Consider the following 16289-nt stretch of genomic DNA (forward strand, 5'->3'; position numbering starts at 1 on the left):
TCGCGCACGGACGAGGTACGCGGATGAACGTCGTGCTCGTCGTTCTGGGTGGCATGGTCGGCGCACCGGCCAGATACCTGATCGACCGTGCTGTCGCCGCGCGATTCGACTCCCGGGTGCCGCTGGGGACGCTGACCGTTAATATTGTCGGTTCGGCTGTGCTGGGCGGTTTGATCGGCGCGGGTGCGGGCGGGTGGCTGCTCACTGTGGCGGGCGCCGGCTTCTGCGGCGCGCTGACGACGTTCAGCACGTTCGGCTACGAGACCATCCGTCTGATCACCGACGGCGCCTACGGCATCGCCATGGGCTACGTCGCGATCAGTGTGGCGGCCGGTCTGGGCGCGGTGTACCTCACCGCGTCCGGGATCGGCCGGCTGACGGCATGATCTCGATGACCAGCCGGGCACAGCCGACTTGGAAGGGAGACCCGAGCATGGCCCACGATCGAGCCGGGCGTCCCGCGCGCGCGAGTGATCTCGACGACATCGCGCACCTGGTGACCGCCTATTACAGCCGCGTGCCCGACCCGGCGGACCCGGCGCAGCGGGTGGTGTTCGGCACCTCCGGGCATCGCGGCTCCAGCCTGGACGTCGCGTTCAACGAACGTCACATCCTCGCCGTCACCCAGGCGATCGTGGAGTACCGCGCCACCAGGGGCATCACCGGCCCGGTCTACCTGGCCCGCGACACCCACGCGTTGTCCGAGCCCGCGTGGACCACCGCGCTGGAGGTGCTCGCGGGCAACGGCGTCACGGCGATGATCGACGCCCGCGACCGCTACACCCCCACCCCCGCGCTGAGTCACGCCGTACTCCGTCACAACCGCGGGGGCGCCAAACATCAAGCGGACGGCATCGTCGTCACCCCCTCGCACAACCCGCCCCGTGACGGCGGCTTCAAATACAACCCCCCGCACGGCGGACCCGCCGACACGACAGCCACCGATGCCATCGCCGACCGCGCCAACGAACTGCTGGCCAACGGTCTCAACGGCGTCAAGCGGGTCTCGCTGCTGCAGGCGCTCACCAATCACGTCGAGCGCTACGACTACCTCGATCACTACATCGGCGACCTGCCCAATGTGCTGAACCTGGACGCGATCCGCGGCGCGGGCATCCGCCTGGGCGCGGACCCGATGGGCGGCGCCAGCGTGGACTATTGGGAGGAGATCGGCCAGCGCTACGACCTCGAACTCGAGGTCGTCAACCCGTTCGTCGATCCCACCTGGCGGTTCATGACCCTCGACAGCGACGGCAAGATCCGCATGGATCCCTCCTCCCGCTACGCCATGGCCGGGCTGGTGGCCATCAAGGACGACTACGACATCTCCACCGGCAACGACGCCGACGCCGACCGGCACGGCATCGTCACCCCCGACGGCGGCTTGATGAACCCGAATCACTTCCTCGCGGTGTCGATCGAATACCTGGTCGCCAACCGGATGGGCTGGGACGCGCTGACCAAGATCGGCAAGACCGTGGTGACCTCCTCGATGGTCGACCGGGTGGTGAGCGTGCTCGGCCGCCAAGTGCACGAGGTGCCGGTCGGGTTCAAGTGGTTCGTGCCCGGATTGTTCAGCGGCAGTTTGGCTTTCGGCGGCGAGGAGAGCGCGGGCGCGTCGTTCCTGCGGATGGACGGCACCGTGTGGACCACCGACAAGGACGGCATCCTGCTGGCCCTGCTGGCCGCCGAGATCACCGCCGTCACCGGTCAGACCCCCTCGGCCCGCTACGGCGAACTCGAACGTCGTTACGGCAGCCCCGCCTACGCGCGCATCGACGCCCCCGCCACCGCGGCCCAGAAGAAACTGCTGTCCGAGCTGACTCCCGACATGGTCACCGGCACCGAGGTCGCGGGCGAACCGATCACCGACGTGCTCACCCGCGCTCCCGGCAACGGCGCGCCGCTGGGCGGGCTGAAGGTGACCACCGAGAACGCCTGGTTCGCCGCCCGCCCGTCGGGCACCGAGGACAAATACAAGATCTACGCCGAGTCCTTCCACGGCTCCGAGCATCTGGCCCAGGTCCAAGCCGCCGCCGAGGAGATGGTCAGCAAGGCACTCTCGCAGTGAGTGGCCCGAGTGGCGGTAGTACCGGCGAGATCACGACGACCGCCGACGATCGGAAACTGCCCGTCGAGATCTGGGTGCTGATCGGCGCCGCCTTCGTGATCGCCATCGGCTTCGGCCTCGTCGCGCCGGTGCTGCCGCAGTTCGCGCGCAGTTTCGGCGTCGGGTTCACCGCCGCCTCGGCCATCATCAGCGCATTCGCGTTGATGCGTCTGCTGTTCGCGCCGTTCAGTGGCGCGCTGGTGCAGCGGCTGGGGGAGCGCTGGGTCTATCTGAGCGGGCTGGGGATCGTCGCGGTCTCGACCGGACTGTGCGCGTTGTCCCAGACCTATTGGCAGTTGCTGGTGCTGCGCTCGCTCGGCGGCATCGGTTCGACCATGTTCACCGTGTCCTCGCTGGCGTTGGTCATCCGGCTCTCGCCGTTCCATCAGCGCGGCCGGGTGTCGGGTCTGTGGTCGTCGAGCTTCCTGATCGGTTCGGTCAGCGGCCCGCTCGTCGGCGGCGCGCTGGCCGGTCTCGGGCTGCGCGTGCCGTTCGTCATCTACGCCGCCGCGCTGCTGCTCGCCTGCGCGATCGTCTACGTGAGCCTGCGCGATTCGCATCTGGCCGCGCCGGAGACCGGCGAGCGAGCGCCGGAGCTGACCTTCCGGCAGGGGCTGGCCGAACCCGCCTATCCGGCGATGCTGTGGTCGAACTTCGCCAACGGCGTGGCGGTGTTCGGCGTGCGGATGGCCTTCGTACCGCTGATCGTCGTCGAGACCCTCGGGCAGTCGCCGGGGATGGCCGGTGTGGCGCTGACCGCGTTCGCGGTGGGCAATGTGCTGGTGCTCTTCCAATCCGGGCGCCTGTCCGACCGGTTCGGCCGTCGCCCGTTCCTCATCGCGGGCGCGCTGGTGTGCGGCATCGGCACCGCCGGCCTCGGATTCGCCCCCGATCTGCCGTGGCTGCTGGCGGCCTCGGTCGTCGCCGGTATCGGTTCGGGCATGCTCACCCCCACCCAGCAAGCCGCCCTGGCCGATGTCGTCGGCTCCAAGGCCCGAGGCGGCCCGGTGCTGGCCGGTTTCCAGATGGCGGGCGACCTCGGCGCGGTGATCGGCCCCGTGGTCGCCGGCCTGCTCATCGAGCACTTCGGCTACGCCGTCGGCCTGTCGGCGACCGGTGCGCTGCTGCTCGTCGCCGCCGTGGCCTGGCTGGCGGTCCCCGAGACCCTGCGCCGCACCGACGAGCACGTGCACACCGGCGAACCGGCGAGCGTGCCGATCGACGACGACGAATACCAACTGGCCCACCGCGCCGCCTACGAGCATCTGCCGCCGGACCCGCCCTCACGCCTGCGCAGATGGCGGGACCGCCGACTCCGGCGCGACTGAACCCACCGGCTCGAGGCAGAGTAGGGCGGGTGAGTCAACAGCGTCCGAATTACACCCCGCGCCCCATGTCGAGCAGCACGACCTTCGCCCTCGGCGGAATCGCCCTGGCCATGATCGTGCTGATCGTCTTCCTGGTGTTCCGCTGGGGCGCGTCCGACGCCGAGATCCGCAACGACGGCTACGGCCCCGTCCGCGAACCCGCCGTCGAGGTCGCCCTGCGTGAAGACGGCGTCGTCGTCCTCGGCCGGCCCGGCGCGCAACCCGTCGTCGACATCTACGAAGACCCCCTGTGCCCCGCGTGCGGCACCCTCGAGCGCATCTACGGCCAGGAGATCGCCCAGCAGGTCGACCAGGGCACGCTGACCGTCGCCTACCACTACGTCGCTTTCCTGAACCCGAAGTCCGAGAGCGGCGACTACTCCACCCGCGCCATCGCCGCGACCCGCTGCGTGGCCGCCACCGGCGACGGTCCCCTCTACTCCCGTTTCCACGACCAGCTCTTCGTCACCGACCAGCCCGCCGAAGGCAAGGCCGACCACAGCAACGAAGCCCTCGCCGAGTTCGCCCGCACCGCAGGTGCCCCCGCCGAAGCCGTCGATTGCATCGCCACCGGCGCCCAGGTCGCCGCAGCCGACAAGGCCGCCGAGACCACCCTCGCCGACCTGAACGCCCGCCTCGACAACAACGCCGCCACCCCCTCGCTGTTCCACGGCGACACCAAGCTCGACGCCAACAACGCGGAGTGGGTCGCGGAACTGACCACCCCTTGATCTCGGCTTCTCGGGACTCGTTCGCTCGCGCCCCTCGTCTACCACTGTTCACCCCGCTGACCAGCCGATTTGGCTGCCAACACGCCGGTGGTGTAACTTTTGTCAGGCGCGAGGGAAACCGAGCGAGACCCACCGAGGGGCTATGGCGCAGCTGGTAGCGCACCACACTGGCAGTGTGGGGGTCAGGGGTTCGAGTCCCCTTAGCTCCACCAGATAAAAGGTCCGGCTTGATGCCGGACCTTTTTCTTGTCTGACAACACTTCTGACGACAGTCGCATCGCATCATCGTCGGCCGACGATCCGAGCAATGAGCCATCGAGTCGAGATCGTCTCTGATCTCGGACCGCTCGCGGTCTTGTTCCCTCATGTGGATCGGGCGCAGATCGGCGCCATGAGCTCGACCGGGCATCGAGCACCTCGGTATGGCCGCCGGCGAGGAGGCGGCCGCCTGTCCGGCCTACGCCACCGGGATCCGGCTCGGTCTCGCCCGAGGAACCGCGCGTCCGCGGCAGCGAGAGGCTGCCGTTATATTTGAACGATAGTTCTAATTGTACTATCGTTCAAGTATCTTGGAGGAGGCGCGATGGTGGTGGAACAGGCCCGGCGGGCAGGGGTTCGCGAGTGGATCGGTCTGGGGCTGTTGGCACTGCCGACCGTCCTGCTCGGCCTCGATGTGACGGTGCTGTACCTGGTGCTGCCGAGCATGACCGAGGCTCTGAATCCCTCGGCGACACAGACCTTGTGGATCATGGACGCCTACGGGTTCTTCATCGCCGGTTTCCTCATCACGATGGGCACCCTGGGGGACAGGATCGGCAGGCGGCGACTGCTGGTCGTCGGGATGACAGCGTTCGCGGCGGTCTCGGTGTTCGCCGCCTTCGCGCCCAGTGCCGAACTGCTGATCCTGGCGCGCGGGCTTCTCGGCGTGGCGGGGGCCGCGCTGATGCCGTCGACTCTGTCGCTGATCTCGATCATGTTCGGCGATGCACGCCAGCGCGCGTTGGCCATCGGTGTGTGGGCCACGATGTTCGCCCTCGGTATGGCTGCCGGGCCGGTGGTCGGTGGCCTGCTCGTGGATGCCTTCTGGTGGGGCGCGGCATTCCTGCTCGCCGTTCCGATCGCCCTGGCCGTTCTGGCCGGGGCGAAGTTCGCGCTCCCCGAGCACGCCGATCCGGACGCAGACCGGCTCGATCTGGTCAGTGTCGCCTTGTCGCTGGCGGCGCTCCTGCCGGTCATCTACGTCATCAAGGGTGTCTCCGCGCACGGTGTCGACCTCAGCGCTGTCGTCGGGCTGCTGGTCGGCACAGTCGCCGGTGTGATGTTCGTGCGGCGCCAGCGTCGTCTGACCTCCCCGCTGCTGGATGTCGGACTGTTCGCCGACCGAGCGTTCTCGGCGGCCCTGGCCGTGCTGCTGATCGGATTGGCCGGGGTGGGCGGCGCCATGTACCTGGTCACCCAATACCTCCAGTTCGTCGAGGGCATGAGTGCGTTCACCGCGGGCTGGTGGATGGGGCCGCCCGCACTGGCGATGTTCGTTGCCGCCATCGGTGCACCTCTGGTCGCCCGGCGGATGCGTCCCGGTCTGGTCATGGCCGTCACGCTCGGACTGTCGGTGATCGGTTACGGGCTGCTGGCTACCTCCGGGACCGAGGACGCCGCCCGGGTCGTCGCCGGGTTCGCGTTCGTCTACCTCGGGCTGGGCGCCATCGCGGCCCTGGGCACGGACATGGTCGTCGGCGCGGCCCCGGCGTCGAAGTCCGGATCGGCGGCCGCGATGTCCGAGACCGTTCAAGAACTCGGCATCGCCGTCGGTGTCGCCCTGCTCGGCAGCCTGACCTCCGCCGTGTACACGAGCCGTGTGAACCCGCCGACGAATACTTCCCCTGAGGTCTCCGGGCGTCTCACCGACAGCCTCTCCGGTGCGCTTTCGGTCGCCGACGAGGTTCCCGGCGAGGTCGTCGGCGCCGCGAAAGCGGCCTTTGTGGCGGGCGTCAACACCGCCTCGGCTGTCGCCGGCGCGGCGATCCTCGCCGCCGTGACCCTCTGCGTTGTCGCCCTGCGTCACGTGCGCCCGATCGGCGAGGATGATGATGGGGAAGCAGACGAGCGGTGATGTGCTCGACTGCCCTGGCACACGCAGGAGGGGAGCATGAGCGGCGACGAAGAGCCCGTCGACGGACGAAAGGCGCGGGGCAGCAGACGCCGTGCCGAAATCATCGACGCCACACTCGCTGTCGTCACCCGTGACGGCGCCGCCGGTGTCACCCACCGTACGGTCGCCAAACAGGCGGGCATCGCCACCAGTCTGAGTACCTACTATTTCGCCACTCTGGACGACTTGCTCGTCGCGGCCCTGACCAGCGTTGCCGACGACTACACCGCCCGCATCCGCGCCATCATCGACGGCCCCGACGACAAACTGCGCGGCCTGGCCCGGCTCATCGCCGAATCCGGCGGGCCGGGTCGCGAGCGTGCCCTGGCCGAGCGCGAGCTTTCGACCCTCGCCGCCCGCCGCCCCGCCCTGGCGTCGGTCGCTCGTCGCTGGCGCGAGAACGTCGCCGAACTCGCCGCGACACTCACCGATGACGCCGATGCGATCGCCGCGATGGTCGCCGCGTCCGACGGCCTGTGCACAGCGATCCTGATCGACAACGCCCCTGCCGACCCCGACTACATACACCGCGTTCTCACGCGAGCCCTGCACGTGGGCGCCGGCCCGCCCGTCGCCGCGCGGTGACGGCGGGCCGCACGATCTCTCCGACGCGTTACCTGCCCTCGCCGCTCGGGCGACTCGCCGTGGCCCGAGATACCCGGGATCGGGCACGAGCCCTGGTAGGAGAACTCGCCATGATCATCACCCGAGAACGCCTCAACCGTGAAGCCGTCGAGCTGCGCAGCATCGACATCGGCGACCACCGCGTCACCTACCTGCCCGATGGCATCGCTCGTATCGATCCCTACCGCTGGCTCCCCGGCGCCGACGAAGCGATCTGGCAGCAGTTCGCCGATCTCATCGACGGCGACGGCTACCTCGCCGCCAGCGTCGGAGCGTTGTTGATCGAATACGGCGACCGCGCCATGATGATCGACGCGGGATTCGGGCCCTTGGCCGTTCCCACACCGGTCGGATTCCTCCGGGGCGGCAAACTGCTCGACAGCCTGGCCGCCGCCGGCCGCAGCGTCGCCGATATCGACCTCGTGGCGCTGACCCACCTGCACATGGACCACCTCGGGTGGCTGTGGCAGTCCCGTCCCGGCACCACCACCAATGTCTTCGCCGGTGTCCCGATCCTGGTCTCCGACACCGAATGGCGAAACCCGCACCTCGCGATCGCCGACGGCACGCCCCCGGCAGTCCTCGAAGTGATCGCCGACCAGGTACGCACGATAGGGGAGGACGAGATCTTCCCCGGTGTGTTTCCGATGCCCACCCCGGGCCACAGCCTCGGCCACACCGGCTACCGACTCACCAGCGGCGGTGAGCAATTGCTGGTCTTCGGCGATGCCCTCACCACCCCGGTCCAGATCACCCACCCCGGCCTGACCAGCTCCGCCGACGACGACCCCGTCCGATCACGCGCCACCACCACATGGCTCATCGACCAACTGACCCGGCCCGGTGTCCTCGGCTTCGGTATGCACTTCGCCGACGTCCAATTCGGCCACGTCACCTCCACCGGCGGCGCCCACCACTGGCAACCGGCCCCGACCATCACCCGCTGATCCGATAGTGCCGGAAGTGCTCGCCGACGATCAACCCACACGTCGTTCGTCATCCGGCCGGTCGAGCGGCTTCCCGTGGCGCGCGGTGAATTTCGTCCACCGCTCCTTAGACTGATGCCGTGGGCACCGTCGGCGGGTACTTCGAGGACGATGTCCTTCGGTGGCTTCTGGAGGGCGAGGTCGCGGTACGGTTCCAGACCTGTCGCGACCTGCTCGATGACACGCGTCCCGATCTTCGCGCCCGCATCGCCTCGGAGGGTGCCGGGGCGCAGATCCTCGCGGCCGGAAAGCGCGGTGGCTGGGGGCGGGGTTTCTACGAGCCGAAGTGGACGTGCGCGCATTACTCGTTGCTGGAACTGCGCGACCTGGCCGTCCCGGCGCGCGAGCCGATCTGCACCCACGCTGTGGCGTCGGCTGCGCAACAGCACAAAGGTGAGGACGGCGGGTTCAACCCGGCGGATTCGGTGAAGGAATCCGACGTCTGCATGAACGGGATGTTCCTCGCGTTCTCCTGCTACTTCGGCGCGGAGCCCGTCGCCTTACAGAGTGTGGTCGACTTCGTACTCGGGCAGCAGCTGCCCGACGGGGGCTTCAACTGCCGAGCGAACAGATCGGGTGCCAGGACCGCCTCGGTCCACAGTACGACGAGCGTCATCGACGGATTCGCCGAATTCCTGCGCCGCGGCTACTCGTATCGCGCGGATGACGTTCGCTCCGCGATCGACGAGGCGACGACGGCGCTGCTCGACCGGCACCTGTATCAGCGACGCTCGGACGGCAAGCCGATACGTGTGGAATTCACCCGATTCCATGAGCCTGCCCGCTGGCACTTCGATGTGCTGCGAGGACTCGACGTGCTCCGTGGTGCGGGTGTCTCCTACGACTCACGTCTGGCCGACGCGCTCGATCTCGTCCGGAAGCGACGTCGGCCCGATGGCCGGTGGGTGGGCGCCGCCCATTACCCGGGCCGGACGCATGTCTCCTATCCCCGTGCCGGGACGCCGAACCGGTGGGTCACGCTTCGAGCCCTGCGCGTGCTCCGGCACTTCGAGTCGGAGTAGTGGACGGGCCGGCTCGGCGCCACCACTTCGGCCCGGGGGACTCGATCGTGTCGGCCTGGCGCAGCTGATGACATCGACTCCGCGCGGACGTTATGCTCGATCTCGTGATGACTCGTTCCGATCGAAGATTGGGGGTCCCGTTCGTGCCAGGTGAGTGCTGATGCGCACTCCGAACACGAACGGTGACGATTCCCGTCTGTCCTTCTGGCTGCGCGTGCGTGAGTTCGCCGTGTCGCCTTCCATGATCGAGACCGCGACTGCCCGGCGGCGTGCCGGGGACTGGGCGGGGGCTTGTGCCGCCGCGGGTTTCGATGTCGATATCGATATGCGGGCGCTGGCAGGTAGACACGGCCGGGAGGTCGCCGCCCGAGTCGAGGACGATCTGCGTCGGCTGGCGCCTGACCTGCTGCGTTGGCATCTGCCGAGGGTAGCTCCCGACGGATTGCTGCGGCCGGGGCTGACCGTCGCGCTGGCGCGCTACGGGCCACCTGACACCGGAAACAGCTGTCGGACAGCGGGTTCGGTGTCTCTGGTGGTGCGGACCGCGCCGGCTTGGGCGGATGCCGGGCAGCGGATCGGCCTCACGGTGTGGGACCGATCCTGTCCCAGCCCACATCCGCATCCCCGGCCGAACCGGCGGTTCCGCCTGGATCTCCATCGTCACCTGTGGGATGTGTACAGGGTGGACGAGCTTCGAATACGTTCCGGCGCCGAGCAATTCGACGCCGGTCACGGCATCGACGCGGGGCTGCGGGAGATGGCGCCCGACGGCTCCGCTGTGGACCGATGGGCGGCCGAAGCGGGGATACTGCTGCGCGCCGAAGGGCGGCAGGCCGGTGCTCTGCGGGTGCGGTTCGGGGCTCGGCGCGAGGTGGTCGTGGAACTGTCTTCCGGCGGCGACGGCCTGCCCGCGTTGCGCATCGCCGAGGCATACCCGCACGGTGCGGTCTCCGCGCTACCGGTGCTGCCGGATGCGGCGACCTGGGCGCTACCGGATCTGGAACTGCTTCGTGCCGGTGCGATCACCGCCGATCGGCTGCATCCGCTGGTCGCCGCCGTACTGGCACCGGACTGTCCGCAGCCGGGTGTGTCCCGGAGGGCGGCGGAGACGAGCCGTCCGCACCTGGTGTGGTGCCGGGGCGAGCGGCATCGGATCGGACTGGTCGACGGCGTGCTGACCGCCCTCGACCATGATCCGGCCGAGATCCGGCGAGAGGAACTGCTGGTCGCCCTGACCGGCGTTCCGCTGCCGTGCCTGCGTGCCGTCGACCGAGCGCATCGTCGTCCGGACTGTCTCGACGGCGTCCGGGAACGATTGGCTCACGGCGACACCGCCGGGGCGCTGGCCGTGGTCGAGGGCCTGCTCGGCCCCGGTGCCGTGCTGCGCGACGGCCCGTTGCGGGATGCGCTGGAGGCGTTCGCGCGTCAGCGGACCACCTATGGATTGTTCCGGGCCGGGCTGACCGGTCCGGGGCCCATCCGCGCGCGGTCAGGCGCTCGTCGCGAACACCGAGCACACCCGCGTCACGCCACCCACCGGTGATCGGACAGCTCGGCGCTGTCGCGACCACGACAACCCGGCGCTGACCCGGACACCCCGCCCGGCACGACGCTCATCGAACGATCCCGTTCCCATCCTTTTCGGCGCGGCTCGCGCTGATCCTCGACGACCAGAAGGTGATCGACACATGTACGCATTCATTCCACGCGCTCCCGGTTCGGAGCGTGCCCGCACCTCTCCACTCGATGTCGCCGACGACCTGCTGTCGCTGCTGGGCGAGGTGAAGACCGAACCCCGGCCCGACACCCAACTGGAGGCGCTGGCTCTGGCGGTGGCCGCCGACCTGCCGGTGCTGCTGTGGGGCGAGCCGGGGATCGGCAAGACCGCGGCGTTGACCCAGCTCGCCGAGTCGCTGGAGCTGCCGCTGACCACCGTGATCGCGAGTGTGCACGAGCCGTCGGACTTTTCGGGCCTGCCCGTCCTCGGCGACGACCCCGCGGAGAACGGTGTTCCGATGGCTCCGCCGGACTGGGCTGTGCGACTCGTCCGGGCAGGCCGGGGGCTGTTGTTCCTGGACGAGCTGTCGACGGCGCCCCCGGCCGTGCAGGCCGCGCTGCTGCGCCTGGTCCTGGAACGGCGGGTCGGCACACTCCACCTGCCGCCGGGGGTGCGCATCGTGGCGGCCGCCAACCCGCGCTCCTCGGCGGCCGACGGGTGGGAGCTGAGTCCGCCACTGGCCAATCGGTTCGTGCACCTGCAATGGACTCATGATCACGAGGTTGTCGTCCGCGGTCTCGGCGGGACCTGGCCGCACGCGACGCTGCCGCGGCTCGATCCGGAAAAGCTGCCGGAGGCAGTGGCTTTCGCGCGCCGCGCAGTGTGTGAACTCCTCGCGGCGCGACCCGCGCTCGTGCATCAGCTGCCCAGCAGTGAGACGCGCCGGGGCGGCGCCTGGCCGTCGCCACGCAGCTGGGACATGACGCTGCGGTTGATCGCCTTCGCCACCGCGGCCGGCTCGTCCCCGGATGTGCTGTCTCTGTTGATCCGGGGCGCGGTGGGGGACGGCCCGGGTTTCGAACTGCTGACCAGCATCGATCGGATGGACCTGCCCGACCCCGAGGCGCTGCTCGCCGACCCGGCCGCCGCCGAGCTGCCCGAGCGCGGCGATCTGCGCCAGGCCGTGCTCGACGCGGTGGTGGCCGCGGTCCGCCGGCATCCGTCGCCCTCCCGGTGGGATGCGGCGTGGGCGGTGCTGGTGAAGGCGGTGGACACCGGAGCGCCGGACCTGGTGGTCGTCCCGGCGACCACCCTGGCGACGCTGCGCCGGGACGACTGGCAGGTGCCCGCCTCGATCGAGCGACTCGCGGGAATGATGTCGGTGTCCCGGGGAGCGGATCGTGCCGCGGCCCGCGTCGCCGAGCGGGCCGGCCGATGACGACAGCCGCCGCGACGCTGGACGTCGACAAGCTCTTCGCGGCCCGGCTGCTGGCCGTTCGGGCGCGCCCGTATCTGGCGACCGCACTGTACGCGCTGCACATCGTCGAGTCGCGGCACGTCCCGACGATGGGGGTCGACCGCTACTGGCGGTGCTACGTCTCGCCCGCGTTCGTGGCGTACATGCCCGTCGAGGACCTGGCCTCGGTACTGGTGCACGAGGTATCTCACCTGCTGCGCGACCATCACGGGCGCAGCGATCGATTCGCCCGCGAGCACGACCTGACCGGCCCGGCCGAGCGGCTCCGGATGAACATCGCGGCGGATGCCGAGATCAACGACGACGCGTTCGGTGACGGGTTGGTCCAGCCCGAGGGCGCTGTCCTGCCCGCAACGCTGGGCTTGCCCGCGGGCGGACTGATGGAGGACTACCTGCGTCAGTTCCGCCTCGGCAGACATACCCAGGACCTGGCCTGGCTCGACTGCGGTAGCGGCGCCGACGGACTGGACCGCGCGTGGGAATGGGGACCGGACGGTGCGGACGGCCTCACCGAGCAGCAACGCGAGGCCGTCCGATTCCGGGTGGCCCAAGGCATCGTCGGCCGCCCGGGAAGCACCCCCCAGGGGTGGCGGCGTTGGGCGGAGGAGGCGTTGCATCCGCCTCAGCCGTGGCGGGATCTGCTGGGAGCGGCCATCCGATCGGCGGCGTCCGCGGCCGGTGCCGGTGAGGACTACACCTACGGTCGACCGGCTCGACGCTCGGCCGGGGTGCCCGGCGTGGTGTTGCCCAGCCTGCGCCGCACACCGCCGCGGGTCAGCGTCATCATCGACACCTCGGGCTCGGTCAGTGACGCGGAACTGGGCAGCGCGCTGCTGGAAGTCGCCGCCATCTCCCGCGCCGTCGGTGGTCGACGCGATCTGGTCACCGTGCTGTCGTGTGACGCGGCGGCACGGATCGCGCATCCGCTGTGCCACGCCGAGGGGATCGCTCTGCTGGGCGGTGGGGGCACGGACCTGCGCACCGGATTCGCCAAGGCACTGCGCAGCCGGCCACGTCCCGATGTGCTGGTCGTGTTGACCGACGGCCAGACACCCTGGCCGGCCCACCGGCCGGGGTGCCGGACAGTGGTCGGGCTGTTCCGCCGGGACGGCTCGTGGAGTGAACGCGATGCCGATTACGTTCCGGACCGGCCACCGGAATGGGCGCGGGTGGTCGAGATAGGGACGACCCACCGTCCTTGTCCATAATCGAAGAGAGGGGCCCGGCCTCCTTCCGGAGACGCGGTGGTTCTGGTTGGCGGTCACCGTCACGGACGTGATAATCGGGCAACTGGTGCGACTACCAGCGGGTTTACGGTCCCTCGTCGGGCGAGCAGCGGTCGCCGACGCCGTCCCGCATCGATGTCGATTCCGTTCTTCTGCCGACCCGCCTCGGATGTTCTTCGGTCGGGCCGGAGATGTTTATCTTCCGGTGCGTGGTGTCATTCCGCCCAGAGGGGCCATTCTCAGGAAGAGGTGCCTCCATGAACTCGATCCGACCGATCTCGAGGGTTGTGATGGCGATGGCAGCCCTTGCCCTGCTCGGTTCCGGACTGGCGGCCTGCGATTCGGAGGAGGAAGTGTGTTGCTGGCCTACCGCGGCTATCGGTACTCGTTATGCCGAGCTGGCCGGGCCTACCGGACCGCTCGGAGATTGCCGTAGCGGAGAGTACGACAGCGACGGCGGCCGCGTCCAAGACTTCGACAACGGCGCCATCTACTGGACCGACAAGACCGGGGGGTGGGAAGTGTATGGGCTGATCGGGGCCGAGTACGACCGCATGGGCGGGCCCGAGTCCGCAGTGCGATGGCCGGTCAGCGGAGAGTTGGCCACGCCTGGCGGTGCGGGCAGGTTCAACAGGTTCCAGAACGGCAACATCTATCATTCCCCGGCCGGAACACATGCCGTCTACGGGGCCATTTTCGACGAATGGGCCCGGCAGGGCTACGAGAACGGCCGACTGGGGTTTCCCACCTCCGACGAGCAGGATGTGCCCACCGGCCGTCGAATGGACTTCGAACGCGGCTGGATCGAATGGAACTCCGCCACGGGGCAAGTCACCACGGGCTGAGACGTTCGCCGACAGCGAACCTCAGCCCAGCGGCTCGGCGTGCTACCACGTTCATCGGTCGGCGTTCCGGCCACGGTTTCGCTGATTCGGCGTCATCGATGTGGGGGCCGGATCGGCGGGGCCGGGTTCGGCGGGCAATGTGATGGTGAACCGGGCTCCGCCACCTGGACGGTCATGGCATTCGACCTTCCCCCCGTGTGCGGAGACGGATTCGGCGACCAAGGCGAGCCCGAGTCCGGTTCCGGTCCCGGTCGTCGACCGTCGTCCCACTGTGCTGGTGGCGAATCGTTCGAAGATCCGCAGTCGGTCGGTGGGAGCTACGCCGGGGCCCGCGTCATCGAAGTCGATCACCGCGCGAGCGCCCACCCGACGGACGGTGACGGCGGTGAGGCCGCCACCGTGCCGGTCCGCGTTGTCCATGAGATTCACGAACGCGCGCTCCAAGACGAGTTTGTGGCCGAGGATGACGCTGTCGTCGACGACGGTCAGCAACTCGGGGGAGCGTTCGGCCTTCGTCAACGTGTGTGTGATCAATTCCTCCAAGGAGAATGCCTCGAGCGCGTCCTGGTGCAGACCCGCCTCGGTCCTGGCCAGCGCCAGCAGGTCATCGAGGAGTTTGTACAGGTGGGACAACTCATCGGTGATCAGATCGAGTGCGCGGCCCGAACGCTCGGGAAGATCGTCACGGGTTCGCGCCAGAATCGCGACGCTGGTGATCAACGTTGTCAGTGGTGTCCGCAATTCGTGGCTCACATCGCCGAAGAACCGGCGTTCGCGTTCGATGCGCTGCTGCAACGAGTCGACCATGGTGTTGAATGATGTGGCGATGACGGCCAATTCGGGGTCGCGGTCGGGCAATCGGCTGTCGAGATCGCCGCTCGCGATCCGCCCGGTGGTGCCCGCGAGTTGCCGCAGTGGCGCCAGGACCCTGCCTGCGGCCCAGAATCCCAGCAGGGAGCCTGCGAGCGTGGCGGCAGCGGCGCAGGCGATCAGCACCAGGCGCAGTATTCGGAGGGTCGCGCGCAACTCGGTCAACGGTGCGAGCTCGTACAAGGCGTCGCCGTCCGGTCCGAGAGGGATCGCCACCGCCAGGTAGGGGTGACCGTGCACTGTCGTCGGAACCGTCACTGCCTCCGTCCTGATTTCGGTCGGGTCCAGCGCGGGAAGCAGATCCGCGGGATCCGCCGAGGACGTTTTTATCCACTCGCCCTGCCAGTGCAGCAGAAGTACCGTGTCGATCGGCGGGTCGATCGCGCCGAGCGCGTCCGCCGGTGCCGTGCCGGGTACCGCGAGCACATTCCTGAGCAGTTCCGCATGCGTCACCGCTTGCCGTTCGGCCGAGCGTTCGCGCTGCCCCATCATGTAGCCGCGGCTGATCGTGAAGACCGATATCGCGAGGATCACCGATATCAACGCGGCGCCGAGCCCGAAGAACAGGATGACCCGCTTGCGCAGTCCGATGCCGCGGCCGATCATCGACCGAGATCGAGCCGGTATCCGAGCCCGCGCACCGTGATGATGATCCGAGGATCCGAGGGATCGCGCTCGATCTTGGTGCGTAGTCGGCGGATGTGCACGTCGACGATGCGTTCGTCGCCGAAGAATCCGTGGTCCCATACCCGTTCGAGCAGTGCGCGACGGCTGAGGACGTGGCCCGCCGATTCGGCGAGTTCGCACAGAAGGCGGTATTCGGTGAGAGTGAGATGTAGTTCCACATCGCCGCGTCGGACGGTGCCGCTACCCGTGGACAGGATCAGCGGGGCCTCGGCGTCGGTGTCGAGGTGGAGGTCGCGTGGAGCTTCGCGGCTGCCGGGTACCGGAGTGGAGCGGCGGCGCAGGGCGCGAAGGCGTGCGGTGATCTCCTTGATCTCGTAGGGCTTGGTGACGTAGTCGTCGGCGCCGGCCTCCAGGGCAGCCACGACATCGTGGGTGTCGTCGCGAGCGCTGACGACGATGATGGGTACGTCGTGGTCGCGGCGTACTTCGCGGATACAGGTGAATCCATCCATCCGGCCGAGCATGAGGTCGACTATGAGTGCGTCGGGTGGGCCCGAGTAGCTCAGTTTCCTCAACGCCGACTCCGCGTCCGGCGCTTCATCGATGCTGTAGCCCTCGTCCTCGAGTGCCAGCCGCAACGCTTCTCGCACCCGGTCGTCGTCTTCGATGATCAGCAGGCGGACGGTCATGAATCGATCCTCGCACCCGTAGTCGCGGCCGTCTCACGCAGCCGCGAACCGACCAGTACAACAGG

14 protein-coding genes and 1 tRNA gene are annotated in these 16289 nt (G+C 68.8%); 13 read left to right on the forward strand and 2 right to left on the reverse strand.

Features of this window, described 5'->3' with window-relative positions; genetic code table 11:
* The first annotated feature begins 23 nt into the window (after window positions 1–23).
* The 13 genes from NS3_RS15590 (at window position 24) to NS3_RS15650 (ending at window position 14038) form a co-directional block, all read left to right on the forward strand.
* Window positions 24–386 (forward strand): fluoride efflux transporter FluC, encoded by a 363-nt coding sequence (locus tag NS3_RS15590; RefSeq protein ID WP_067860373.1) that lies wholly within the window; start codon window positions 24–26, stop codon window positions 384–386.
* A gap of 47 nt (window positions 387–433) precedes the next feature.
* Window positions 434–2071, forward strand: coding sequence for a phosphoglucomutase (alpha-D-glucose-1,6-bisphosphate-dependent) (pgm, locus tag NS3_RS15595; RefSeq protein ID WP_067860215.1), 1638 nt, complete (start codon window positions 434–436; stop codon window positions 2069–2071).
* Window positions 2068–3438 carry an MFS transporter gene (locus tag NS3_RS15600; RefSeq protein WP_245649637.1) on the forward strand — a complete coding sequence of 457 codons (1371 nt, stop codon included), beginning with the start codon at window positions 2068–2070 and terminating at the stop codon, window positions 3436–3438. Before pgm ends, NS3_RS15600 begins: the two co-directional genes overlap by 4 nt.
* A gap of 29 nt (window positions 3439–3467) precedes the next feature.
* Window positions 3468–4208 carry a DsbA family protein gene (locus NS3_RS15605; RefSeq protein ID WP_084495585.1) on the forward strand — a complete coding sequence of 247 codons (741 nt, stop codon included), beginning with the start codon at window positions 3468–3470 and terminating at the stop codon, window positions 4206–4208.
* A 136-nt stretch (window positions 4209–4344) separates the two neighbouring features.
* Window positions 4345–4420: transfer RNA gene (locus NS3_RS15610), tRNA-Ala, on the forward strand.
* A 371-nt stretch (window positions 4421–4791) separates the two neighbouring features.
* Window positions 4792–6321 (forward strand): MFS transporter, encoded by a 1530-nt coding sequence (locus NS3_RS15615; protein ID WP_067860219.1) that lies wholly within the window; start codon window positions 4792–4794, stop codon window positions 6319–6321.
* A gap of 36 nt (window positions 6322–6357) precedes the next feature.
* A complete protein-coding gene (locus NS3_RS15620; protein WP_067860221.1) occupies window positions 6358–6945 on the forward strand; it encodes a TetR/AcrR family transcriptional regulator in 588 nt (195 codons plus the stop codon).
* A 110-nt stretch (window positions 6946–7055) separates the two neighbouring features.
* Window positions 7056–7931, forward strand: coding sequence for an MBL fold metallo-hydrolase (locus NS3_RS15625; protein WP_067860223.1), 876 nt, complete (start codon window positions 7056–7058; stop codon window positions 7929–7931).
* Between the two features lie 119 nt (window positions 7932–8050).
* On the forward strand, window positions 8051–8992 hold the full coding sequence (locus NS3_RS15630; RefSeq protein ID WP_067860225.1) for a hypothetical protein: 942 nt from the start codon (window positions 8051–8053) through the stop codon (window positions 8990–8992).
* Between the two features lie 160 nt (window positions 8993–9152).
* Window positions 9153–10535, forward strand: coding sequence for a hypothetical protein (locus NS3_RS15635; protein ID WP_067860375.1), 1383 nt, complete (start codon window positions 9153–9155; stop codon window positions 10533–10535).
* 145 nt (window positions 10536–10680) lie between these two features.
* Window positions 10681–11928, forward strand: a complete 1248-nt coding sequence (locus NS3_RS15640; protein WP_067860227.1) for an AAA family ATPase — start codon at window positions 10681–10683, stop codon at window positions 11926–11928.
* Window positions 11925–13175, forward strand: a complete 1251-nt coding sequence (locus NS3_RS15645) for a vWA domain-containing protein (RefSeq protein ID WP_067860229.1) — start codon at window positions 11925–11927, stop codon at window positions 13173–13175. Before NS3_RS15640 ends, NS3_RS15645 begins: the two co-directional genes overlap by 4 nt.
* A gap of 275 nt (window positions 13176–13450) precedes the next feature.
* A complete protein-coding gene (locus NS3_RS15650; protein ID WP_245649638.1) occupies window positions 13451–14038 on the forward strand; it encodes an LGFP repeat-containing protein in 588 nt (195 codons plus the stop codon).
* 51 nt (window positions 14039–14089) lie between these two features.
* On the opposite strand, the gene NS3_RS15655 is transcribed toward NS3_RS15650, so the two are convergent.
* Window positions 14090–15514 carry a HAMP domain-containing sensor histidine kinase gene (locus tag NS3_RS15655; RefSeq protein ID WP_084495587.1) on the reverse strand — a complete coding sequence of 475 codons (1425 nt, stop codon included), beginning with the start codon at window positions 15512–15514 and terminating at the stop codon, window positions 14090–14092.
* Entirely contained in the window at window positions 15511–16224 is a 714-nt protein-coding gene (locus NS3_RS15660; RefSeq protein ID WP_067860232.1) for a response regulator transcription factor, read from the reverse strand. The genes NS3_RS15655 and NS3_RS15660 overlap by 4 nt, the downstream gene beginning before the upstream one ends.
* Window positions 16225–16289: the final 65 nt, after the last annotated feature.

The organism is Nocardia shimofusensis NBRC 100134, assembly GCF_001613125.1.
GTDB lineage: Bacteria > Actinomycetota > Actinomycetes > Mycobacteriales > Mycobacteriaceae > Nocardia > Nocardia shimofusensis.